At 58.7% G+C, this 22,741-nt stretch carries 23 protein-coding genes and 1 pseudogene; 9 read left to right on the top strand and 15 right to left on the bottom strand.

Annotation, left to right across the window (positions count from 1 at the left end):
- From KCG39_RS01485 to KCG39_RS01475, 3 genes are all read right to left on the bottom strand, one after another.
- Nucleotides 1-903, bottom strand: a complete 903-nt coding sequence (locus tag KCG39_RS01485) for a GGDEF domain-containing protein (RefSeq protein ID WP_004131242.1) — start codon at nt 901-903, stop codon at nt 1-3.
- 366 nt (nt 904-1,269) lie between these two features.
- Entirely contained in the window at nt 1,270-1,584 is a 315-nt protein-coding gene (locus KCG39_RS01480) for a hypothetical protein (protein WP_004131241.1), read from the bottom strand.
- 33 nt (nt 1,585-1,617) lie between these two features.
- Entirely contained in the window at nt 1,618-2,016 is a 399-nt protein-coding gene (locus tag KCG39_RS01475; RefSeq protein WP_004131239.1) for a MerR family transcriptional regulator, read from the bottom strand.
- A gap of 83 nt (nt 2,017-2,099) precedes the next feature.
- Between KCG39_RS01475 and KCG39_RS01470 the strand changes: the two genes are divergently transcribed.
- Complete coding sequence (locus KCG39_RS01470; protein ID WP_032721784.1) at nt 2,100-2,579, top strand: DUF2938 family protein; 480 nt, start codon at nt 2,100-2,102, stop codon at nt 2,577-2,579.
- 103 nt (nt 2,580-2,682) lie between these two features.
- Here KCG39_RS01470 and KCG39_RS01465 read toward each other — a convergent pair whose 3' ends face one another.
- Together KCG39_RS01465 and KCG39_RS01460 are read right to left on the bottom strand one after the other, a co-directional pair.
- The gene (locus tag KCG39_RS01465) at nt 2,683-2,979 is read right to left on the bottom strand and encodes a chorismate mutase (protein ID WP_004131235.1); all 297 of its coding nucleotides are present in this window, start codon (nt 2,977-2,979) and stop codon (nt 2,683-2,685) included.
- A 182-nt stretch (nt 2,980-3,161) separates the two neighbouring features.
- Nucleotides 3,162-3,710: a helix-turn-helix transcriptional regulator gene (locus tag KCG39_RS01460; RefSeq protein WP_004131234.1), complete on the bottom strand. Its 549-nt coding sequence runs from the start codon at nt 3,708-3,710 to the stop codon at nt 3,162-3,164.
- A 692-nt stretch (nt 3,711-4,402) separates the two neighbouring features.
- On the opposite strand from KCG39_RS01460, the gene KCG39_RS01455 reads away from it, so the two are divergent.
- Together KCG39_RS01455 and KCG39_RS01450 are read left to right on the top strand one after the other, a co-directional pair.
- On the top strand, nt 4,403-5,104 hold the full coding sequence (locus tag KCG39_RS01455) for an oligogalacturonate-specific porin KdgM family protein (RefSeq protein ID WP_004131233.1): 702 nt from the start codon (nt 4,403-4,405) through the stop codon (nt 5,102-5,104).
- A gap of 68 nt (nt 5,105-5,172) precedes the next feature.
- Entirely contained in the window at nt 5,173-6,882 is a 1,710-nt protein-coding gene (locus KCG39_RS01450; RefSeq protein ID WP_004131232.1) for a pectate lyase, read from the top strand.
- Between the two features lie 80 nt (nt 6,883-6,962).
- On the opposite strand, the gene hpxK is transcribed toward KCG39_RS01450, so the two are convergent.
- The 7 genes from hpxK to hpxU form a co-directional block, all read right to left on the bottom strand.
- Complete coding sequence (gene hpxK / locus KCG39_RS01445; RefSeq protein WP_112165279.1) at nt 6,963-8,225, bottom strand: allantoate amidohydrolase; 1,263 nt, start codon at nt 8,223-8,225, stop codon at nt 6,963-6,965.
- Nucleotides 8,222-9,463: a pyridoxal-phosphate-dependent aminotransferase family protein gene (locus tag KCG39_RS01440; protein ID WP_142467740.1), complete on the bottom strand. Its 1,242-nt coding sequence runs from the start codon at nt 9,461-9,463 to the stop codon at nt 8,222-8,224. The genes hpxK and KCG39_RS01440 overlap by 4 nt, the downstream gene beginning before the upstream one ends.
- 10 nt (nt 9,464-9,473) lie before the next feature.
- Nucleotides 9,474-10,214, bottom strand: a complete 741-nt coding sequence (locus KCG39_RS01435; RefSeq protein WP_004131222.1) for an amino acid ABC transporter ATP-binding protein — start codon at nt 10,212-10,214, stop codon at nt 9,474-9,476.
- Nucleotides 10,195-10,851: an amino acid ABC transporter permease gene (locus tag KCG39_RS01430; protein WP_004871411.1), complete on the bottom strand. Its 657-nt coding sequence runs from the start codon at nt 10,849-10,851 to the stop codon at nt 10,195-10,197. The genes KCG39_RS01435 and KCG39_RS01430 overlap by 20 nt, the downstream gene beginning before the upstream one ends.
- The gene (locus KCG39_RS01425) at nt 10,851-11,516 is read right to left on the bottom strand and encodes an amino acid ABC transporter permease (protein ID WP_049114166.1); all 666 of its coding nucleotides are present in this window, start codon (nt 11,514-11,516) and stop codon (nt 10,851-10,853) included. Before KCG39_RS01425 ends, KCG39_RS01430 begins: the two co-directional genes overlap by 1 nt.
- A 9-nt stretch (nt 11,517-11,525) precedes the next feature.
- Nucleotides 11,526-12,311 (bottom strand): transporter substrate-binding domain-containing protein, encoded by a 786-nt coding sequence (locus KCG39_RS01420; RefSeq protein WP_004871415.1) that lies wholly within the window; start codon nt 12,309-12,311, stop codon nt 11,526-11,528.
- Between the two features lie 214 nt (nt 12,312-12,525).
- The gene (hpxU, locus tag KCG39_RS01415; RefSeq protein WP_004131213.1) at nt 12,526-13,365 is read right to left on the bottom strand and encodes a MurR/RpiR family transcriptional regulator HpxU; all 840 of its coding nucleotides are present in this window, start codon (nt 13,363-13,365) and stop codon (nt 12,526-12,528) included.
- Between the two features lie 167 nt (nt 13,366-13,532).
- Here hpxU and hpxW point away from each other — a divergent pair, with 167 nt between their 5' ends.
- From hpxW to hpxZ, 4 genes are read left to right on the top strand one after another with little or no spacing between them, the layout of a single operon-like run.
- Nucleotides 13,533-15,116, top strand: coding sequence for an oxamate amidohydrolase (gene hpxW / locus KCG39_RS01410; protein ID WP_087829307.1), 1,584 nt, complete (start codon nt 13,533-13,535; stop codon nt 15,114-15,116).
- Between the two features lie 9 nt (nt 15,117-15,125).
- Nucleotides 15,126-15,314, top strand: a complete 189-nt coding sequence (gene hpxX / locus KCG39_RS01405) for an oxalurate catabolism protein HpxX (RefSeq protein ID WP_004131209.1) — start codon at nt 15,126-15,128, stop codon at nt 15,312-15,314.
- Entirely contained in the window at nt 15,311-16,708 is a 1,398-nt protein-coding gene (locus tag KCG39_RS01400) for an AtzE family amidohydrolase (RefSeq protein WP_004131202.1), read from the top strand. Before hpxX ends, KCG39_RS01400 begins: the two co-directional genes overlap by 4 nt.
- A complete protein-coding gene (hpxZ, locus tag KCG39_RS01395; RefSeq protein ID WP_004131200.1) occupies nt 16,705-17,091 on the top strand; it encodes an oxalurate catabolism protein HpxZ in 387 nt (128 codons plus the stop codon). The genes KCG39_RS01400 and hpxZ overlap by 4 nt, the downstream gene beginning before the upstream one ends.
- A gap of 120 nt (nt 17,092-17,211) precedes the next feature.
- Here the strand turns inward: hpxZ and puuE are convergent, their stop codons facing one another.
- The 3 genes and pseudogenes from puuE to KCG39_RS01380 form a co-directional block, all read right to left on the bottom strand.
- Nucleotides 17,212-18,144: an allantoinase PuuE gene (gene puuE / locus KCG39_RS01390; protein WP_123828280.1), complete on the bottom strand. Its 933-nt coding sequence runs from the start codon at nt 18,142-18,144 to the stop codon at nt 17,212-17,214.
- Between the two features lie 40 nt (nt 18,145-18,184).
- A pseudogene (hpxA, locus tag KCG39_RS01385) lies at nt 18,185-18,904 on the bottom strand (allantoin racemase); the annotation flags it as partial.
- Entirely contained in the window at nt 18,904-19,620 is a 717-nt protein-coding gene (locus KCG39_RS01380) for a GntR family transcriptional regulator (RefSeq protein ID WP_024359599.1), read from the bottom strand. The pseudogene hpxA and the gene KCG39_RS01380, both read right to left, overlap by 1 nt.
- A gap of 144 nt (nt 19,621-19,764) precedes the next feature.
- On the opposite strand from KCG39_RS01380, the gene KCG39_RS01375 reads away from it, so the two are divergent.
- Both KCG39_RS01375 and guaD read left to right on the top strand, forming a co-directional pair.
- Complete coding sequence (locus KCG39_RS01375) at nt 19,765-21,252, top strand: NCS1 family nucleobase:cation symporter-1 (protein WP_142445471.1); 1,488 nt, start codon at nt 19,765-19,767, stop codon at nt 21,250-21,252.
- 109 nt (nt 21,253-21,361) lie between these two features.
- Nucleotides 21,362-22,681: a guanine deaminase gene (gene guaD / locus KCG39_RS01370; RefSeq protein WP_032742088.1), complete on the top strand. Its 1,320-nt coding sequence runs from the start codon at nt 21,362-21,364 to the stop codon at nt 22,679-22,681.
- Nucleotides 22,682-22,741: the final 60 nt, after the last annotated feature.

Here is a 22,741-nt window from a genome sequence, read left to right as displayed (position 1 = left end):
TCACACGGCCCATTCAACCCGCCCGCGGCCATTATTTTTTGCTTTATAGAGCGCGTCATCAACCTTTTTAATAAACTGATTCTGCGGCTCGTCTTGATGCCGCAGGCCAACGCCAATGCTAATCGACAGCGGGTTGTCGTGGTTAATCAGGATTGCCCGGGCGTTTTGCAGAATAGAGTGCGCCAGTTCATCCACTTCCTGCGCCGACAGGCCATCAACGATAATGGCAAACTCTTCGCCGCCAATCCTCGATGGCAGCACCTTATCGCTGGTGAGTTTTGCCAGCTGTTTGCCGAGGGCAAACAGCACTTCGTCCCCCACCAGATGGCCGTAGGTGTCATTAATTTTCTTAAAGTAGTCGATATCAACAATCATTAGCGCCTGCGTATTCCCCGCCTTTTCGCGGACGGTGTCGATAAAGAAACGGCGGTTTGGTAGTTGAGTCAGCTCATCCTTAAGCGATTGAGAACGCGCGTCGACGTACAGAAGATTGATGCGCTCGATGATTTTGTAGACCCCGACCGCGCTCAGCAGCATGCCGGTCAGACGCAGCAGATCTTCACAGTAGTATCCCATCCAGCGCGGCTGGCGGAAGATTTCGTCCATCAGATCGAACGTGCCTCCGGCAATCCATAGCAGCAGCCCGTAGCGTACCCAGTTGACCGCCACGTGGTTCATGCGCACCTTGGTTGAGCTCCAGAGCATAAACAGCAGAAAAAGCAGCGCCAGAAGATCGATATACATACCGGGATTAGACAAAATCACGCGCCACGGCCCCAGCGGCGGCGAGACGAACGCGCACAGGCCCGTTACGGCGGCGATCGCCAGCAGCGCCGGAAAGATATGGGTTCGGGAAATAGAAGACGAGGGTTGAATATGGATGTTTTTTTCGCGTTCGGCCATGGTCAGGTCTCTTTACAGCGCGGCTTGCCAGGGTGTTAGCATAACAGCGGAAAGCGTTTGCGCGAACTGTAAAGGCGCGATGCCGGGCGATGCGCAGCAGCGAGCAGAAGAGAGTGGCCTGATCCCGCGGAATGTTCCAACCTACTCCCAATCCATGGCGACGAAGTCAGTGGCGCGAATAATAAAGAGTTAACGCTACGAGGATGTGGCAATCGGTGCTGGGGGAAAGGCCTTTTCTGGACTCCGGGAGCGGTCTTCCATTTTTAGCCCGATGGCCGATGCTGAAGGGGCGGACTCCGCTATGCAAATAAGGCAGTGCTGACGCAGTTTATAACGCTCTGGTCCGCCGCAGACTCAGCCTCAAGGCTATCTCGAACTATCAGCTTCAACGTAAACGCTGACGTTCAGTCTCTTCGCCTCCATGGTTATTATCTTCCGGGCAAGGGCCCTGTCGCCGCCGTGCACCCGATCTATCAGCGCCTGGACGATTGTCATCATAAGAAAGTGCTGATTAGCCGGAGAGAAATCGGTCATATCAATCCCGCAATCCGCCAGCTGCTGGTGCGCATCGCGCTCTGTCTGAGTAATAAGGTCAGTCACTTGCTCTTTCATTTGTTCGACGCGCGCAAAAACCACGCGATTAATGATTTCGATTTGCTCAGGTGTAAAATTTTTGTCCATTATTATGCTCTCATCACAGTCTGAAGTAATTAATCAGCCAACCAGCCTCAACCCTTTCGCCACCACTCTTTTGAACTCTTCACAATGCCTATGCTCCGGCTGCGTGCAGCGCGCTGCGTGCTTCAGCCCGCGGCTTAACAGCTGCAGCTTGCGCACGGTGGCATCAATCTCTTTCGCACGCTGGAGGAGCAGCCCCCGGTCAATCGTGACCCCGGCTTGCGAACCAAACATCGCGGCGAGTTCATCCAGCGTAAACCCTGCCGCCTGCCCCAGCGCAATGAGCTGCAGCTTATTGAGCACATTTTCATGGTACTGCCTTCGCAAACCATTACGGCCAATAGGCTGAATTAATCCCTTTTTTTCGTAATAACGCAATGCTGAGGGTGTAACGCCGGAGAGGTCGGCAATTTGTCGGATATCCAGCGCTTTCATGGTTGACTTAAACCTCGCTTTAAGTTGCACACTGGCTACCAGCCTGACATGCATTGGAAAAGGAGTACACCCTGGATACGATTATTGTTGTTAAAACTGTCATAACGGGTATTGGCGCAACGCTGATCATGGATTTGTGGTCATGGTGTCAAAAATACATCCTCAAGATACCGCCGCTGAACTATGCCCTGGTCGGTCGCTGGATATTATGGCTAGCCAGAGGAAAGCTCTGCCATCGCACCATCATCTCAACGCCGGAAATGGCTGGGGAGAGGCTTACCGGCTGGGTATTTCACTACCTGACCGGGATCGCTTTTGCTTTTGTCCCTCTGCTACTGAGCGGCGCCGTCTGGCTGGACGCCCCCTCGCTTACATTAGGCCTGCTGGCAGGCGGGTTAACCTTATTTGCGCCGTTCATCATTCTTCAGCCCGCATTGGGCTTTGGCATCGCGGCGTCGCAAACACCTCGCCCATCGCTGGCTCGCTTGCTCAGCGTGCTCACGCATCTGGCCTGGGGATTCGGACTCTATATCGCGGCTCTGGCAATCAGAGCGTGGGAATAATGGCTTAACAGACCACCGGGGGTCAGAGTGAGGCTAACTGCCCCCTTCGCGGTACGGGAATATTGCGCGGCTCGCTCACCCGACCAACCGTTAGCAACCCATATCACCTGTTTTGCCGCTGTAGCTGATTATGCTGCTCAAGCTCATACTCAATAAAGGCGTCTATCATGGACCGATACACTTTCTCAATAATCACTTCGGGCAACCCTGCCGCAGCCGCCTTCTCGCGAACCCGATCAATAACCTGCTGCACGCGTTCTGGCGCGCGTACGGCTGCGTGGTCTGTTTTAAATGCGGCGGCGGCCTGAACACACTCAGCGCGCTGAGCAATCAGGCTCACCAGTTCGCTATCAATCGAATCGATCTGACTTCTGACATCGGCAAGGGTGGAAAACGTCATTATTTGAACCTCAAAACTAGTACGTGGGTTCATAATGATATAGTAAATTTCGCCCGATTCCACGCCTGGCGTCTATTCAGGCAGCGTTGGCCAGCTTTTCTTCAAGGCCGATGCCGGCGGCGCGCTGCAGCGGTGACCTTTCGTTTTTATCCGCGGACGCGCGTATTTGTTAGTGATAGAGCTTAGCCGGACAGCGGTGGTCGCTGGGTACGCATAGCCGCATAGAGGGAACAGAGCTCCTGCAGGCTGTTGGTCCCCATACGCTTCATCAGCCGGGTACGCTGGACGCTGACCGTGGACGGACTGACCCCGCGGATACGGGCAATATCATCCAGAGAATGGCCGCGTAAACTGAGCCTCATGATCTGTTGCTCGGCGTGGGTAAAATTAAACGTATCGGGCAGATAAGCAACGCTTTGGTTCTGGGCCGAAAACAGGCCCATCACTTTTAACGCCTGACGCAGTTCTTCGACCGTCAACCTCTCTGACAAACAGAGCTTTAGCAGGCCAGGAAACAGCCGATTGATGGCCTCAAAATGGCGCTCAGAGGTGATGAAGATGGCGTAGTGCTCCGGCGGATGGCGAAAGAACAAAGCATAAATCTCCTGGATATCCATCCCGCAGGTGACATACACACAGTTGCTTAACCCTGCATCCGCGCCATCGCTCAGTTCCTGTAATAGAGTCTCTACGCCAGAAATAAATACACGATCCTTTCCATGAATAGTCATCTTGAAGTCCCGAGGTTACTGTCTTTTATTATCCTTCCATATGGATACTTTTCTGAGAGTGTTATGTCGTCAGTCTGGCAGATCAATAGCGCAATCTTTTCCGTTTAGCTTTCGTTTAGGTTAAAGGAATCGGAAGTATTGACTTCGGTTTAACCATTGAAACTATCAGAGTATTTTTAAGTTTTAACAAAATGAGCATTTAAAAATATAGGAATACGATTACCGCCAGTTCAAATAAAGCCTTAAATTCAGGTATAAAAAAGCGTCAAAAAACCACAAAATAATATGTAACTCCATGATAAAAATGGCAAACACATAATTAGGATTATCTTTATAAATAACATAAAAAATATTTCTCCTCTCTTTTTAATATTCAGATCTCGATCTCAAAACATCATTTCATTTTGTGTAAAAGTTATTTTCAATAAAATTACAAACAGTGTGAGTTAGTCATCATCAGGGAATAAAGAATAATGTGTGGTGAATCCCCCTAAGCGGCGGGGTCATGCTGAATGGAGGAATACCCTCATCTACGTTTCGTTTTTATTGACGAATCAGGAAGTCAGCGCCTGATTCACCGGGAGGCACCCGGCACCACACCACCATCTAATAATTTAATGTGTATCGTTCTGCCTGCTTTACGGCAGGTAATTTCTTGTACCTTTGGAAAATATAAAAAGTAGAGGCACCCTATGTTTCGCTCATTATTATTAGTCACGATTCCTTTTATCAGTATTGCTGCCCACGCGGTGACGTTTGATTATCGTCATGAAACCAATGACAAAGCCGGCAATAATCATAAAGACAGACTGTTGATGTCGCACCGTTTTGCTAATGGTTTTGGCTTGTCGCTGGAAGGGAAATGGAAAGGTTCGCAGGATAAAAATAAAGCCTATGATGAAACCGTCAGTAACGGCACCGAAGTGGTGGCGAGCTATGTGCATAAAATAAATAAAACCTTTCAGATAGAGCCTGGCTTCTCTCTGGATACCAGTTCGTCTTCAAACAACTACCGCCCTTATCTGCGCGGCAAAGCCAACCTGACGGATGACCTCAGCGCCTCACTGCGCTACCGCCCTTACTACAAGCGTAATTCAGGCAATATCGGTACATCTAAAGATACCTCGGAGAACGGTTATAATCTGACCAGCGTTATTTCCTGGAAATTCCTCAAAGATTATCAGCTCGATTATGAACTGGACTATAAAAAAGCCAACTCCGCCGGGGTTATTTTAGCGGATAACGAAAGCTACGACTGGACCCATGATTTTAAGCTGACCTATAAATTCGATAAAAACTGGTCCCCTTATATGGCCATCGGCAACGTTTCCGGCAGTAAAGCCACCGATGAACGCCAAACGCGTTATCGCGTTGGTGTGAAATACTCCTTCTGATAACTTCCTGTCAGCCAGATAATAAATAAGGGTTTCATTAAACCCTTATTTTCATTAAGAGGAAAATAATGAAGATTGCAAAAATCACCCTGGCATTGGGCGCACTGAGTCTCTTCTCGCTGAGTGCTGGCGCCCAGGAGAACGCGCGGCTGAGCAGCGTAAAGCAGTTCGCCGACGTCGTGCTGGATAAAGCGGGAGATCGGTACGGCCATCACTCTCCTCTGCTGGCAAACGGCGTGGATCCTCGCACCGGCAAGCAAATGGAGTGGGTTTTTCCGGACGGTAAAGTTACCGTACTGTCGAACTTCTCCGCCCAGCAAAATTTGATGCGGGTGCTGGTAGGGTTAAGCAACCTGACCGGCGAAGCAAAATATAAGCAGCGGGTCGCGGAGAATATTCGCTACTACTTTGACCACTATCAGGACGCCAGCGGGCTGCTGCTGTGGGGAGGGCATCGCTTTGTTGATTTGAAAACGCTGCAACCTCAAGGCCCAAGCGAAAAGGAGATGGTCCATGAACTTAAAAACGCGTACCCCTATTACGACATGATGTTTGCCGTCGATGACAAGGCCACCGCGCGCTTTATCAAAGCGTTCTGGAATGCCCATGTTTACGACTGGAAAACGCTGGAAACCAGCCGTCATGGGGAGTACGGCAAAGCGATGGGCGCGCTCTGGCAAAGTGATTTTGAGCAACAGCCGCCGTTTTTCGCCACCAAAGGCCTGAGCTTTCTCAATGCCGGCAACGACCTTATCTACTCCGCATCGCTGCTCTATAAATACGATGGCGACGCAGGCGCGTTGACGTGGGCGAAGCGTCTGGCCGAACAGTATGTACTGCCGCGAGATAAGAAAACCGGACTGGGCGTCTACCAGTTTACCCAACCGCTAAAACGCGCCGACACCACCGATGATAGCGACACGCACTCGAAATACGGCGACCGTGCGCAGCGTCAGTTTGGTCCCGAACTGGGCCCGGACGCGCTGGAAGGCAATATGCTGCTGAAGGGCCGGACCAGCACGCTCTACTCAGAAAATGCGCTGATGCAGCTTGCCCTGGCCAAATCGCTGGGCACAGCCGGCGACGATCTCAAAAAATGGACCCTTGATGGCCTCAAGGCCTTCGCGACCTACGCTTACGATGAGCAGAACAATACCTTCCGCCCTCTGCTGGCCAACGGCACGGACCTCTCCGGCTATGTGTTAAAACGCGACGGCTATTACGGTAAAAAAGGCACGGTGCTGAAAGCCTATCCGGCAGGAAATGAATTTCTTCTCTCCTACGCTCGCGCCTGGACGCTTGAACCGGATCATGCCATCTGGAAAGTCGCCCGCGGTATCGCCAAAGGCCAGGGACTGGGTGATATTGGCGAACCTGGCGGCGCGAACCGCAGGCTGAACAGCCAAACGGAGAATCATCAGCCGTATGCGATTTTCGCGCTTATCGACCTGTGGCAGGCCACCGGGCAGCAGGACTATTTGATGCTGGCGGATCGGATCAGCGCTAACATCATCAAAAACCAGCGCATCAACGGCTTTTTTGTCGATGATCCTGAGGCCGAATATGCCAGTATCGATAGTATCGCCCCCTATGCGCTTCTCGCCCTGGAAGCCGCCTTCCGCAACACCCCAGAAGCGGTGGCGCCGTTCCTGAACGGCGCGGGATTCACCGAGGGTGCTTATCGACTGGCTGACGGAACGGTTCGCTACTCCACCCGCGATGACGAGCTATTCCGCCTTAAACCCGGTGAACAGCTCAAACCGAACGGCAAAAAATAAAACGGTCCCCCACCGCCACCGGTGGGGGACCGTTCCGCGACGGGACAGCTCCACTTGCACAGCGCCGGACCGCCCGGCGCTTACTTCCCGACATCCAGCGCCGACACCGCGCGCGAATAGGCGTCTATCGCCAGCGCCACATCGTCGGCGGTGACCGACTCGGCGGGATGATGGCTGATGCCGCCTTTGCAGCGCACAAATAGCATCGCTGATGGCCAGCGTTCGGCAATGGCGATGGCGTCATGCCCGGCGCCGCTCGGCAGCGTTAGCGAACGCCCCTGCACCGCCTGCACCGCTTCGCTCAATACCTGCTGCAATCCGCTTTCGCAGGCGGTAGCGGCAATCCGGTAAAACTCTTCGGCGCTGAACCGCAGCTGGCGACGGGAGGCAATGACCTGCGCCTCCATCAGCAGCGTATCCAGCAGCGCATCCAGCGGCTGGTCGTTCGGCCCGCGAATGTCGAGGGTCAGCGTCACTTCGCCGGGAATGACGTTAACCGCGCCGGGCGCGCAGCGCAGCGTCCCCACCGTGGCGACCAGGTTTCCGCCCTGTTCGCGGGTCAGCGTCTCTATCAGCACCATCCACTCGGCGGCCGCGGCCAACGCATCTTTCCGATGGCTCATCGGTACGGTCCCGGCGTGTCCCGCCTCGCCGGTAAAGCGGCAGTTCAGGCGACGCGCGCCGTTAATCGCTTCCACTACGCCTAAGGCCAGTCCTTCCTGCTCCAGGCACGGCCCCTGCTCGATATGCAGTTCCAGATACGCGGCGATCTCCTCCTGGCTGCGGGCGGCCAGGTGAATGCGCGCCGGATCCAGCCCGGCCAGCACCATCGCCTGCGCCACGCTGACGCCATCGGCATCGGTCTGCGCCAGCCAGCTCTCGGGCCAGGTGCCGGTCAGCCCGCGGCTGCCGAGCAGCGTAATACCGAAACGCGTCCCTTCTTCATCGCAAAAGCCGACAATCTCGATCGCCTTTTTCAGCCTACGCCCCTGTCGATGCAGGCTGTCCACCACCTCGATCGCCGTCAGGACGCCGAGCATACCGTCATAGCGCCCGGCGTTGCGCACCGTATCAAGGTGCGACCCCAGCAGGATGGCGGGCGCCCCCTCCTGCTCTCCCTCGTAGCGCCCGCAAATATTGCCGACGCTGTCCTGCCAGACGGTCATCCCGGCCTGGGTCATCCACAGCGCCGCCCGCTGGTTTGCCGCAAGATGCTGAGGAGAGAGATAAACCCGGGTCAGGGCATCCGGCGTTTCGCTGATCGCCGCCAGCTCGTCGGCGCGGGCCATCACTCGCGCCGCGGCCTGCTGCATATCCGCCTGCTGGCGTTGTGTTTGACTCATTGCGCGCGCTCGCTGCGATAGTGGTCCCACGCGGCCTGCATCGCGGCGCCCTGGGTGGTCGGGAATTTGAGGTAGTTCAGCACCGACTCCAGGGCGCTGAGCGTAGTCATCACGCAATCTTTCCGCGCGTTATAACCCATGGTGCCGATCCGCCACACCTTGCCGTGCAGCGGGCCAAATGAGGTACCGATTTCAATGCCGAAATCTTCCAGCATCAGCTTGCGCGCCTGGTCGCCGTTGATGCCCTGCGGGATGACGACGCCAAGCACGTTGTTCATCTTGTGTTTCAGATCGCCGAAGGTCTCCAGCCCCATCGCCTGGATGCCTTTAACCAGCGCATCGCCGTGCAGCTTATGCCGGGCAATGCCGTTATCCAGCCCCTCCTGGAGGATCAGGCGGGCGCATTCCCGGGCGCCGAACAGCGCGGTAGTGGCCTCGGTATGGTGGTTAAGGCGCTCCGGCCCCCAGTAGTCCATCACCATGCCGAGATCGAAATAGTTGGAGTAGATCATCTCCTCGTCGCCGTCGCGGTGGGCATCGGTGCGGATCCCCTCTTCCACGCATTTGCGGCGGCGAATCGCCTCTTCCATGCGCGCGCTGAGGGTAATCGGCGAGGTGCCGGACGGGCCGCCAAGGCATTTTTGCATCCCAGCCGAGACCGCATCCAGTCCCCAGCCGTCGGTTTCCAGCGGGTTGCCGCCCAGCGAGGCGGTGGCGTCGGTGTAAAACAGGACGTCATAGCGGCGGCAGATCTCCCCCAGCTCCGCCAGCGGCTGCAGCATGGTGGTCGAGGTATCGCCCTGCACCGTTAGCAGCAGACGCGGACGAATACGTTTGATGGCATCTTCCACCTGGTCCGGGGTGAACACTTCGCCCCACGGCACTTCAATGGTATGCACTTCCGCCCGGCAGCGGCGGGCGATTTCGCACAGCAGATGGCCGAAGCGGCCAAATACCGGTACCAGCACCTTGTCGCCCGGCCGAATAGCTGAAACCAGGATCGCCTCAATCCCGGCCCTTGAGGTTCCATCCACCAGCATCGTCCAGCGGTTTTCGGTACGAAATACGCCGCGGTACAGCGCCATCACTTCGTTCATATAGTGGGTCATCGCCGGGTCGTACTGGCCGATCAACTGGCTCGACATGGCGCGCAGCACGCGCGGGTCGGCGTTAATCGGGCCGGGCCCCATCAGCAGGCGCGACGGTGGGTTGAGTTGCGAAAACTGGGAGATATCCATCTTTAAGTCCTTATTGATTGAGGCCGCGCACGGAGGAAATAAACTGCTTCAGTTCGCTGGTTTGCGGGTTGGCGAACAGCGTTTTGCTATCGCCCTGCTCCCAGACGCGTCCCTGATGCATAAATACGACGCGGTCGCCCACTTCGCGGGCAAAATTCATTTCATGGGTCACGAGAATCAGCGTCATGCCCTCCGCCGCCAGCTGCTCCAGCACCTTGAGCACTTCGCCCACCAGCTCCGGATCCAGCGCCGAGGTGATCTCGTCGCAGAGTAAAACTTTTGGCGACATCGCCAGCGCGCGGGCAATCGCCACGCGCTGCTGCTGGCCGCCGGAGAGACTGGACGGGTAGTAATCGAGCCGGTCGCCCAATCCGACCTTTTCCAGCATCCGCTGGGCCAGTTCACGGCACTCGGCGGCGCTCTTCTTCAGCACCCGACGCGGCGCCAGCATCACGTTTTCCAGCGCCGTCATATGCGGGAACAGATTAAAGTTCTGGAACACCATGCCGATAGAGCGGCTGATCTCACGCGCCTGCGAGTCGCGGTCGGTAATGGTCATCCCGCCGAGCTTAATGCTGCCTTCCTGATAGCCTTCCAGCCCGTTGATGCAGCGCAGCAGCGTGCTTTTTCCGGACCCGCTGCGGCCGATAATCGAAATAACTTCGCCCATATCGATATCCAGATCGACGCCCTTGAGCACGTGGTTATCGCCGTAATACTTCTGCATCTGATTAATGGTGATGAGAGGCATTGAATTTGTTCTCCAGATAACGGCTGTAGCGGGACAGCGGATAACACAGAATGAAATAGCCTAGCGCCACCAGCGCAAAGACTTTAAACGGCTGATAGGTGACGTTGGTCAGCATGGTGCCCGCTTTGGTCAGCTCGACGAAGCCGATAATCGACGCCAGCGCCGTGCCCTTGATAACCTGCACAGCGAACCCCACCGTCGGGGCGATGGCGATCCGCAGCGCCTGTGGCGCGACGACGCGATACAGCGTCTGGCCAAAGCTCAGCCCCAGACAACGCGAGGCTTCCCACTGCCCCTTTGGCAGGGCGCGAATGCTGCCGAACCAGATATCGAGCAAAAAAGCGCTGGTGTACAGCGTCAGCGCCAGCGAGGCCGCGGTCCACGCCGAAACGTCGATGCCGAAAAGCGCCACGCCGAAAAAGGCGAGGAACAGCTGCATCAGCAGCGGCGTCCCCTGAAACAGTTCGATATAGCCGCGGATCAGGCGTTTTACCTGGCGCCCGCCGGTCATGCGCAGCAGCAGGAGCGGCAGAGTCACCAACGCGCCGCCGAGAAACGCCACCAGCGACAGCAGCACCGTCCAGCGCCCGGCCAGCAGCAGATTGCGGACAATGTCCCAATCGGTAAAGGTGGTCATCATGCCTGTACCCCCAGCCATTTACGTCCCGCCGCCAGCAGCAGCTGACGCATCGTTATCGATAGCGCTAAATAAATCCCTGTCGTCACCAGATAGACCTCAAAACTGAGGAAGGTGCGCGACTGAATCAGGTTGGCGGCAAAGGTCAACTCTTCATAAGAGACCTGCGACACCACCGACGAACCGAGCATGACGATGATGCACTGGCTCACCAGCGCCGGATAAATGCGCTGTAGCGCGGGCGGCAGAATGACCTGAATGAAGGTCTGCGACCGGGTCAGCCCCAGCACGCGCCCCGCCTCCCACTGCCCTTTCGGCGTCACCTGAATACCGGCGCGCACGATCTCAGTACTGTAGGCCCCGAGGTTCACCACCATCGCCAGCAGCGCGGCCTCGCCCGCCGTCATCTTCAGCCCCAGATTCGGTAAGCCGAAGACGATAAAAAACAGCTGTACCACAAACGGCGTGTTGCGAATCAGTTCGACATACCCGCCCCATATCCGGCTGAACCACGTCGGACGTCCGCTGCGAACGGCGGCGCCGAAAATGCCAATCGTCAGGCCGCCTATGGTCGCCAGCACGGTCAGCTGAATGGTCACCCACAGCCCCGCCAGCAGCTCCGGCCAGTGCGGCCAGAGCTCAGAGAAATGAAGTTGCTCCGTCATGCCGGAACCTTACGCGCCGAGGCTGGCAGGCAGCGGCGCTTTCAGCCACTTCTCGGACAGCCCGTTGAGGGTGCCGTCTTTTACGCCCTGCTCAATCAGCGCATCCACTTTCGCCTTCAGGGCCGGTTCATTTTTCTTCAGGCCGATAAAGCACGGCGAGTCCTTCAGCATAAAGCTCGGCACCGGGGCTTTGTCAGCGTTCTGCCGGGAGATCGCCGCCACCACCAGATTGCCGGTCGCGACGTACTGCACCTGGCCGGAGAGATACGCCGACAGCGTGGTGTTGTTGTCCTCGTAGCGCTTAATCTGCGCCTCTTTCGGCGCCACGCTGGTCAGTACCATGTCTTCCACCGCGCCGCGGGTTACGCCAACGCTTTTACCACTCAGCGCCGCCGGATCTTTCAGCTCTGCGCCCTTCGGACCAAATACGCCGAGGAAGAACGGCGCGTAGGCGCGGCTGAAATCGATCACCTTCTCGCGCTCGGCGTTTTTACCGAGGCTGGAAATCACCAGGTCCACCTTATCGGTTTGCAGATAAGGCACGCGGTTGGCGCTGGTGACCGGCACCAGCTGCAGCTTGAGCTTCATCTGTTTGGCGAGGTAGCGCGCCATATCGATGTCGTAGCCCTGCGGCTGAAGGTCGGTACCCACCGAGCCAAAAGGCGGAAAATCCTGCGGCACCGCAATGCGGATCGTGCCGCGCTTTTCAATATCCTGGAGCTGGTCAGCCTTCGCCGCCGAGAGGTTGGTTAACAGACAAGCGGCCCCGGCCAGTGCGATCAACAGTTTCTTCATGATGTTTACCCGTTACGTTAGCATGAAACAAAAGATTCTTTAAAGTCACTTTTGCAACTAATGTGCCAGATAAATCGCCGCGCATCGTGTTAGCCCGGCATTTGGCTAAGCAGAGGTAAAACAAGGGAAAGTGAGGAATTAAGAGGAAACGACTGCGCGTTTCCTCATTATTTTATCGCACCAAAACCATGCAAGGCACCACGCTGGCGCCCCATTATCGTTGTTCCAGCTCGTCCAGCTGCTGATAGAGGGTGGCAATATCGTGAATCCGCGGGCGGCCTTTATCGAGAATTTCGTGCAGAAATGCGTTCGACAGTAGATTGATCAGGCTATTGACCGACGCGTAGCTATCGTAGGCCGATACGCTATCCAGCGGCGCGCAAAGCTGCCAGCGCGCCAGCGGAAACAGGCCGTGGGCCTGCGGTTCGCACATCAGCAGCGCCGGAATACCGCTGCTCTGTAGCTGCTGCAGCAGCGGGCGAATAATTCGCGGACGGCGGCGAAACGCCATCACCACCACCACATCGTCGGCGGTTAAATCCACCAGCTCCTCGCTTAAGCTTTGTCCCGGCTGCGGCAGCACCAGCACCTGCCCGCGCGCCTGTAAAAGCTGCTGGCGCAAATGCAGCGCCGCCGGATAAGCATTGCGCATGCCGATAATCACGATACGCCGGGCGCTCACCAGCGCCTGAATCGCCTCGGCGAACTGCTGGACATCAAGGGCGTTAACCCACTGGGTCAGGTTGGCCATCTCCTGTTTATAATGGCGCGCCAGCAGCGTGTTGCCCTGCACTGCATCGCGATTATCGGTCAGCGGCATTCCGCTCTGGCGCAGGGTGCGCAGCTCATCGCGCATATCTTTATATTTCTCATAGCCCAGGCGCTTGAACAGCCGGCTGACCGTGGCTTTCGATACCCCGCTAAGCTGCGCCAGCTCCGCGCTGTTGTAGCTAATCAGGTCATCAAAATGATCGAAAATAAAATCCGCCACCCGCTGTTCCTGCGGCGATAAAGACGGGTACTGCTCTTTTAGTCGTTCATCAAGCTGTTGCATAAGACCTCTGTAACTTTCGTTTCACCGCACTATACCGTTAACGTCTTTCATAATGCATGCCAGTTCGACAAAAAACGCCCCTCACCAGCAGCGATTGAAACTTTACGTTCAGACATGGAACAGCTTTTGCAACCCTCTCGGACGATTTGGTTAATTGAGGACACCCCATGCAAAGTCATGTTGCCGCCCACGGGATGGCGGTCGCGCCCCATCATCTGGCCAGCCAGAGCGCGCTGGCGGTTCTGCGCGAAGGCGGAAGCGCGATAGAAGCGATGGTCGCCGCCGCCGCCACCATCGCCGTGGTTTATCCGCATATGAACGGCCTCGGCGGCGACGGCTTCTGGCTTATCGTGCCGCCCGAAGGCGACCCCATCGCCATTGACGCCAGCGGCGCGGCGGGCTCGCTGGCGACGCCGCAGGCCTACGCCGGCCTGGCGCAGATCCCCCACCGGGGTCCACAGGCGGCCCTCACCGTGGCGGGTACCGTCAGCGGCTGGGAAGAAGCGCTGAAGGTTTCGCGCGAGTTAAGCGGAAGATCGCTGCCGCTGTCGCGGCTGCTGGAAGACGCCATCGGCTACGCCGCAAGCGGCATCCCGGTTACCGCCTCGCAGGCCAGCGCCACCGCCGGGAAATTCAGTGAACTGCGCGACCAGCCCGGCTTCGCCGAAACCTTTCTGGTGGACGGCCAGCCGCCGAAAGCCGGGAGCCGCTTTTTGCAGCCGGCGCTGGCGAACACCCTGCGCCGGCTAAGCGAGGAAGGATTGGACAGCTTTTATCGCGGGCCGCTGGCGGAGCATCTGGCCCGCGGCATGGAACAGTATGGACTGCCCGTGACCCTCAGCGATCTGCAGCAGCATCGCGCCCGCCGCCCGCTGCCGCTCAGGCTTGAGCATCAGCACGGGGAACTGTGGAACCTCGCGCCGCCGACCCAGGGGCTGGTTTCGCTGGCCATTCTCGGCATCACCGACCGGCTGGCGATGGCCGAGGCCGACGATGCGATGACCATCCACCGCATTGTTGAGGCGACCAAGCTGGCCTTCGGCCTACGCGACGCGCATATCACCGATCCGCGTCACCTTGATGTCGATATCCAGAGCCTGCTGGCAGCGGCGGCGCTGCAACCGCTGGCGGATAACATCGACGACCAGCAGGCCGCTCCGTGGGGCGCGGGCAAAGGTCCTGGCGATACCGTATGGATGGGGGTTATCGATAAAAGCGGACTAGCGGTCTCCTTTATTCAAAGCCTTTATCACGAATTCGGCAGCGGCGTGGTGCTGCCGGAGAGCGGAATTGTCTGGCAGAACCGCGGGGCCTCTTTCAGCCTCGACCCGAGCCACCTGCTGGCGCTGGCGCCCGGCAAACAGCCGTTTCACACCCTCAACCCCGCCGCCGCAAGGCTGAACGATGGCCGGGTGATGGTGTACGGCTCCATGGGCGGCGACGGCCAACCGCAAACCCAGGCCGCTATTTTCACCCGCTACGTGCTGCAAAACGCGCCGCTGCAGGAGAGCATCACCCGACCGCGCTGGCTGCTGGGACGTACCTGGGGGCAAACTTCCGACTCGCTCAAGCTGGAAGGCCGCTTCAGCGCCGAATGCGTTGCCCGCCTGCGTCAGCTGGGGCACGACGTTGAAGTGCTGGCCGATTTCAGCGAAGCCATGGGCCACGCCGGGGCGATCGTTCGCCACCCCAACGGTCTGTTCGAGGGGGCCAGCGATCCGCGCAGCAACGGCTCCGCCGCCGGATATTAGGAGCTGATGATGAACACACCGCACAACGAATGGGACGCTTACCTCACGCAAATGGAACAGCTGTTGGCGCTGGAGCTGGACGATGCGAGGCGCGCAGAGCTCAGGGTGCAGTTTAGCCGCATTGCCGCCATGGCCGGGCCGCTGCTGGCCTTTCCCCTCGACGATCGCGTCGAAATCGCCGGAGTTTATAAAGCATGAAGCTGCCTGAAATGACGATTCACGAAATCCAGCGCGCGCTGGCCAGCGGCGAACTCAGCGCCAAAGAGATCGCCCGCCACACCCTGGAGAACATCGCGCGGGTTAACCCGCAGATCAACGCCTGGACCCATGTCAGCGAAAAACGCATGCTCGCTGAGGCGGAGAATATCGATACCTTGCGGCGGGAAAAAAAGCCCCTGCCCGCGCTGGCAGGCGTTCCCTATGCGGTGAAAAATCTTTTCGATGTCGCCGGACACACGACCCTTGCCGGGGCCCAGCTGCTGAGCGATCGCCCCGCCGCCGTTGCCGACAGCTGGGCGGTGCGCCAGCTGCACAGCGCGGGCGCGCTGCTCTCCGGGATGCTGAATATGGATGCCTACGCCTACGGGTTTACCACCGAAAACAGCCACTACGGGGCGACGCGTAATCCGCACGATCTCTCGCGGATCGCCGGGGGTTCCTCGGGCGGGTCGGCGGCAGCGGTGGCCGCCGGGCTGGTGCATTTTTCGCTGGGAAGCGACACCAACGGATCCATTCGCGTCCCGGCATCGCTGTGCGGGATCTTCGGCCTGAAGCCGACCTTTGGCCGCTTGTCGCGTTCCGGGAGCCATCCTTTCGTCGCCAGCCTCGACCACATCGGTCCGTTTGCCCGCTGCGTCAGCGACCTTTCCGCGGTTTACGATGCCCTGCAGGGTCGCGATCCGGGCGATGGTTTTCAGGCCGACAAGGCCAGCGAGCGCACGGCGAATCTGCTGTCGCGCGGGCTCGAAGGCCTGCGCTGCGCCACCCTCGGCGGTTATTTTACAACGTGGTGCGATAATGACGCCCGTGCGGCCGTCGCTCGCGTCGCCGGGGCGCTGGCGGCGCATGAGGAGCTGATCTTCCCGGAGGCGGAGCTGGCCCGCTCGGCGGCGTTTATTCTCAGCGCCGCCGAGGGCGGCAACCAGTACCTGCCCGCGCTGCGTAGCCAGCCCGAACGTTTTGAGCCGAACTCACGCGAGCGCCTGCTGGCGGGCGCGATGATCCCGTCGGCCTGGTATCTTCAGGCCCAGCGCTTCCGCCGCCACGCGCAGCAGGCGTTTAAAGCCTTGTTCGCCCATGCGGATGTGCTGATCGCCCCGGCCACGCCGTGCAGCGCGACGCTCATCGGCGCGCAGACCATGGAGATCAACGGCCAGCCGCTGCCGATCCGCGCCAGTATGGGGATGCTGACCCAGCCCATCTCCTTCCTTGGTCTACCGGTGGTCACCGTACCGCTGCGCACGGCGAGCGGGCAGCCGATCGGCCTGCAGCTGATTGCCGCGCCTTTTAATGAACAAGCCTGTCTGCGGGTCGCGCGGGCGCTGGAAGAGACGGGCGTGACCGACGCCCGCCCCCTGGAGATAGCAGCATGATGACGCAAGAGCATATTAATCGCCCGCGGATCCTCGCCGAGGTCACGGCGGCGTTTTACCGCTATGAGGAAGCGCTGGTCAGCAACAATATCGCGGTGCTGGATGAGCTGTTCTGGCACGACAAGCGCACGGTGCGGCTGGGGGCCGGCGAAAATCTCTACGGTATCGACGAAATCCGCGCCTTTCGCGCCGCCCGTCCTGCCGCCGGCCTGCAGCGCGAGCTGCGGCATACCACCATCACCACCTTCGGCGAGGATTACGCGGTGTGCAGCACCGAATTTACCCGCGATGGCAGCGAACGCATTGGCCGCCAGCAGCAAACCTGGGTGCGTTTCCCCTTCGGCTGGCGCATCGTCGCCGCCCAGGTCAGTTTGATGAGTTAAGCCCCGCGCCTTTCCCGGTATCCCCCGGGTTGCGCTGCGCTTACCCGGGCTACGGGTTAACTCGCGCCTGCAGGCCAGTACCCCGGGTAAGCCGCTTGCGGCGCGACCCGGGGAACGATTTTACCCTCTAAACGGATGAACCTCGCGCCAGTGTTCGGCGATCTGCTGACGGGTGCAGACCCAGACCCGGTCGTGCTGCTGCACATAATCGAGGAAACGCTGCAGCGCGCGAAAGCGGCCCGGTCGTCCCAGCAGGCGGCAGTGCATACCGATGGACATCATCTTCGGCGCGCTGGCCCCCTCTTCATACAGCACATCGAAGCTGTCTTTCAGATAGGTGTAAAACTGCTCGGCGGTATTAAACCCCTGGGCGGTGGCAAAGCGCATATCGTTGGCATCGAGGGTATAAGGCACGATCAGGTGCGGCTTACGCGTCCCGTCGCCGCACGCCACCTCGCTCCAGAACGGCAGGTCGTCGCCATAATAATCGCTGTCGTAATCAAAACCGCCGTGCTCCACCACCAACTGGCGGGTCTGAGGACTATCGCGCCCGGTATACCAGCCGGTGGGCGGCTTGCCAAACAGATCGGTTAACACCTGAACGGCTTTATTGAGATGCTCCCGTTCCTGCTCGACGGGCATATTCTGGTAATGGATCCAACGCCAGCCGTGGCTGACCACGTCATAGTTCGCCGACTTAATCGCCTCGACCACCCCGGGATGACGCGCCAGCGCCATGGCGACGCCGAACACGGTCAGCGGCAGTCCCCGCTTGCTGAACTCATTATGGATGCGCCAGAAACCGGCGCGGCTGCCGTACTCATACAAAGAGTCCATAGACATATGCCGGTCAGGGTAGCTGGCGGCGCCGATAATATCGGACAGAAACTGTTCAGAACCGGCATCGCCGTGCAGCACGTGGTTTTCCGAGCCCTCTTCGTAGTTCAGCACAAACTGCACAGCGATGCGCGCGTTGTTCGGCCACCGGGCGTGCGGCGGCTGTCCGCCGTAGCCGCGCAGGTCGCGCGGGTAATCTTCTGTCAAAAATGCCATCTGCCACCTCTTTAATTTAAAACGGGGTTAATGCCTGAAATTTGCCGCTCAACGCCTTGGTTTCGGGAAAAGCTAAATCGCCGTGCTTGCTGGTCGACAGGCCTAATGCCACCAGTGACTCAACCATTTTGACCGCCGCGCTGACGCCATCGATCACCGGTACGCGCAGCTCGCGAGTCAGCTCCTGGGCCAGCGTCGCCATCCCACCGCAGCCCAGCACGATGGCCCCGCAGCCGTCCTCTTTTAGCGCCTGAATACAGCGCGCGCGTACCTTCTCCTGCGCCACACCGCTGCCGTCCTCCAGCGCCAGCACCGGTAAATCAATGGCGTGCAGGGCCGCGCAGTGGTCATGAAAACCATACTGATGCAGCAGATGACGGGCGATGATCAGAGTGCGCGGCAGCGTGGTCACGATGGAGAAACGGGTGGCCACCAGCGTCGCCATATGCATCGCCGCTTCGGCAATGCCCACCACCGGCCCCTGCGCCAGCTCGCGCGCCGCCAGCAGACCGGGGTCGCCAAAACAGGCGATCACGTGCCCGTCGACCCCCTGTTGACGACCGGCGTTGATCTGCTCCAGCACGCCCACGGCAGCGATGGCTTCATCAAAGTGGCCCTCTATCGATGGGACGCCTTCGCGGGGGCAGACCGCCAGAATCTCGGTTCCCGGCGCGGCGACCGCCCGCGCGGCGGCGCCGATGGTTTCCGTCATGGCCAGGCTGGTGTTGGGGTTGATGACTTGTATACAAACAGCGGCCATTACGGCTCCTTATAACCGGCAAACAGCCGGGCAAAATCAGGTAGGGTCACGCCAGAACGCTCAAAGCAAAGGCTGGCGACGATATGTTCAAAATGGTGACTTAACGCATCGCTCAGCGGCTGCAGCGCCTTGTCGCGCAGCAGTTGGACAAGCCGTTCGTGATCGTCGCAGCGGCAGCCCTGACGCCACGGCGATCCCCACGCTGCGATAACTAATGAAGAGCGCTGGCTCAGGCGGGTCACCATCTCGGTGAGCACCTGATTGCCGGAGATCGCCTGCAGCTGAATATGAAACTCGGCGGAGTAGCGGATCGCCGCCGGGCCGTCATAGCGTTCATGGGCCTGCTGCTCCTCACGGATAATGGCCTCCAGCGCCGCGAGGTGCGGCGGCTGACAGCGGGCCAGCACATCCGGCAGGTTGGCCACCTCCAGCAGCGCGCGGGTGCGGAAGATCTCTTGCGCCTCTTCTACCGTCGGGCTGGCGACCTGTGCACCACGTTTGGGCGTCAGGGCGACCATTTGCACAGTCGCGAGTCGTTGCAGCACCTTTCTGATCCCGGTACGGCTTACGCCGAACACTTCCGCCAGCGCCTCCTCCGGCAGTTTGCTCCCCGGCGGCAGCTGATGCTCGACGATCGCGGTCATCAGCGCCTGATAGATGGATTCGTCTTTATCCTGCAGTTCTGGCGCGGCCTGCAGACGATGTTGGTTGCTCATTCACCACTCCGGTTTTTACTTTTTGATATCGGATCGTATACATAAAATTTAATTCTTGCATACAAAAATAACTACTTTGGCCTAAATCCTGCAACAGCCTCAGCAATCCATTTAAACGGGTGTTCATTTACAGGAGCAGGTTTCATGCCAAATCAACAAAATACGCATCAGGTTAAGGCCGCTGATCCCCACGCTGGATACAGTCCGCGACTTTGCAATGAGGATCTGGCGCCGACGCGCGACCAGAACTGGAGCTGGTACAACATCTTTTCTTTTTGGATGTCGGACGTGCACAGCATGGGGGGCTACGTGGTGGCGGCGAGCTTCTTTACGCTCGGGCTGGCGAGCTGGCAGGTGCTGCTGTGCCTGCTGGTGGGGATTTGCATCGTTCAACTGTGCGCCAACCTGGTGGCGAAGCCCAGCCAGATGGCGGGCGTGCCCTACGCAGTCATTTGTCGTCAGGCGTTTGGCGTGTTTGGGGCCAATATCCCGGCGGTGATCCGCGGGCTTATCGCCTTCGCGTGGTACGGCATTCAGACCTATCTCGCCGCCAACGCGCTGATGCTAGTGCTACTGAAGTTCTGGCCATCGCTATCGACGCTCACAGCATCCAGCGTCCTCGGCCTGTCGCATCTGGGCTGGCTCTGCTTCGCCACCATGTGGCTGCTGCAGGCGATGGTGTTCTGGCACGGAATGAACGCCATCAAGCGCTTTATCGATATCGCCGGCCCGGCGGTCTACGTGGTGATGCTGGCGCTGGCGGGCTGGATTGTATACAAAACCGGTTTTGACGGGATCTCCTTCACCCTCGCCAGTAAGTCGCTGAGCGCCGGGGAGCAGACCTGGCAGATGATCACCGCCACCGCGCTGGTGGTCTCCTACTTCTCCGGCCCGCTGCTCAACTTTGGTGATTTCTCGCGCTACGGCAAAAGCATGGGTGATATCCGCCGCGGCAACCGCTGGGGCCTGCCGTTTAACTTCCTGCTGTTCTCCATCGTGACCGTGGTGATTGTCTCCGGCACGCAGTCGCTGTTTGGCCGCATGATCACCGACCCGATTGAGACCGTGAGCCGCGTGGGCAACGACCTGGCGGTCGCCATTGGCCTGCTGACCATGATCACCGCCACCATCGGGATTAATATCGTGGCCAACTTTGTCTCCCCGGCGTTCGATTTCTCGAACTGCTCGCCGCAGAAAATCAGCTTCCGCACCGGCGGGATGATTGCCGCCGTGGGGTCTATTCTGCTGACGCCGTGGAACCTGTTTAATTCGCCGGAGCTTATCCACTACACCCTTGATGTGCTGGGGGCGTTTATCGGCCCGCTGTTCGGCATCCTGATTGTGGATTTTTACATCATTAAGCGCGGTAAAGTTTCCGTCAACGACCTGTTTGACGACACGCCAAAGGGCCAGTACTGGTACCGCAACGGCTTTAACCCGAAAGCGATCGCCGCCCTGATACCCTCCGTCGCTATTGGTCTGGTCATCAGCTTTATTCCGGCCCTGCACGAAGTGGCCAACTTTAGCTGGTTTATTGGCGTCTTCTTGAGCGGCGTGGCCTACCGCTGGATTGCCCGCGACGAGCTCGTCGGCGCGACGGCCGGTTTCAGCGCCCTCGCCCAGAAAGAGTAACCCCGTCCCCCCGCCGCGGCGTCACGTCGCGGCGGCTCTTCGCCTGCGCAAACTGGCATTATTCTTGCTGAATCAACCTATCCTTTCGCTAACCCACAGGGCAGCTATGATGTTTGACTACCATGCCGCAGTTCGCGGCGCATTTTTCGATATCGCCGCCGTTGCCGAGAGCGCTGACGATATCGCCCGCCATGCGCGCTATCTGGAGGATGGCGTGCTGTTTCTTCGCGACGGACGCGTTCAGGCGCTCCTGCCATGGCAGGAGGGCGAAAGGTACCTGCACCCGCAGAAGGGCTATCGCGACCTGCGCGGTAAGCTGCTGCTGCCGGGGTTTGTCGATGCCCACGTCCACTATCCGCAAACCGAGATGATTGGCGCATTTGGCGAGCAGCTGCTGGAGTGGCTCACCACCTATACCTTTCCGGTGGAGAGCCAGTTTGCCGATGCCGACTACGCCGCCGAGATCGCGCAATTTTTTGTCAACCAGCTGCTGAGCCACGGCACCACCACCGCGCTGGTTTTTTGTACACTGCATCCGGAATCGGTGGATGCCCTGTTTAACGAAGCGCTGCGCCTGAATATGCGCCTGCTCGCCGGGAAAGTGATGATGGATCGCCACGCGCCCGATTATCTGAGCGAAAGCGCGGAGCAGAGCTACCGGCAAACCCGCGAACTGATTGAACGCTGGCACCAGCGCGGCCGCCTCGGCTACGCCATTACGCCGCGCTTCGCGCCGACCTCGACGCCGGAGCTACTGGCGGCGGTGCGGCAGCTACGGGAAGAGTTTCCTGATACCTGGCTGCACACCCATCTGAGCGAAAACCTCAACGAAGTGGCGTGGGTAAAAAGCCTGTGGCCAGAGCATGAGCACTATCTCGACGTCTACCATCACTATCGGTTGACCGGCGAGCGCAGCGTGTTTGCCCACGGCATTCACCTTGCGGACGCCGAGTGGCAGTGCCTGCACGAAACCGGTTCAGCGCTGGCCTTTTGCCCAACGTCGAACCTGTTCCTCGGCAGCGGGCTGTTTCGTTTACCGGTCTGCTGGCAGAACAAGGTGCGCATGGGCATCGGTAGCGATGTTGGCGCGGGCACCACCTTCAGTATGCTGCGCACCCTCGGCGAGGCGTATAAGGTCAGCCAGCTGCAAAGCTATCGCCTTCGCGCCAGTGAAGCCTTCTACCATGCGACCCTTGGCGGCGCGCGCGCTCTGCGCCTTGATGAGAAGATTGGCAATTTCCAACCCGGCAAAGAGGCCGATTTTGTGGTTATCGACCCGGCGGTCACGCCGCTGCAGCGCTTACGCAGCGGGCGCTGCAAGGATATCTATGAGCAGCTGTTCGTGCTGATGACCCTGGGCGATGAACGCAATATCAGCGAGACGTGGGTAAACGGCGAGCGCGTGTGGGGGGATGCAGCTGCGCAGTAGTCCTTTTCCCGGGTCGCGGCGCAAGCGCCTTACCCGGGCTACCAGAGGACAAATGACATT

The sequence above is a fragment of the Klebsiella pasteurii genome, from assembly GCF_018139045.1.
Classification (GTDB): Bacteria; Pseudomonadota; Gammaproteobacteria; order Enterobacterales; family Enterobacteriaceae; genus Klebsiella; species Klebsiella grimontii.
The sequence above is the reverse complement of the archived record's forward strand: the minus strand, read 5'-3'. Positions and strand labels throughout refer to the sequence as shown.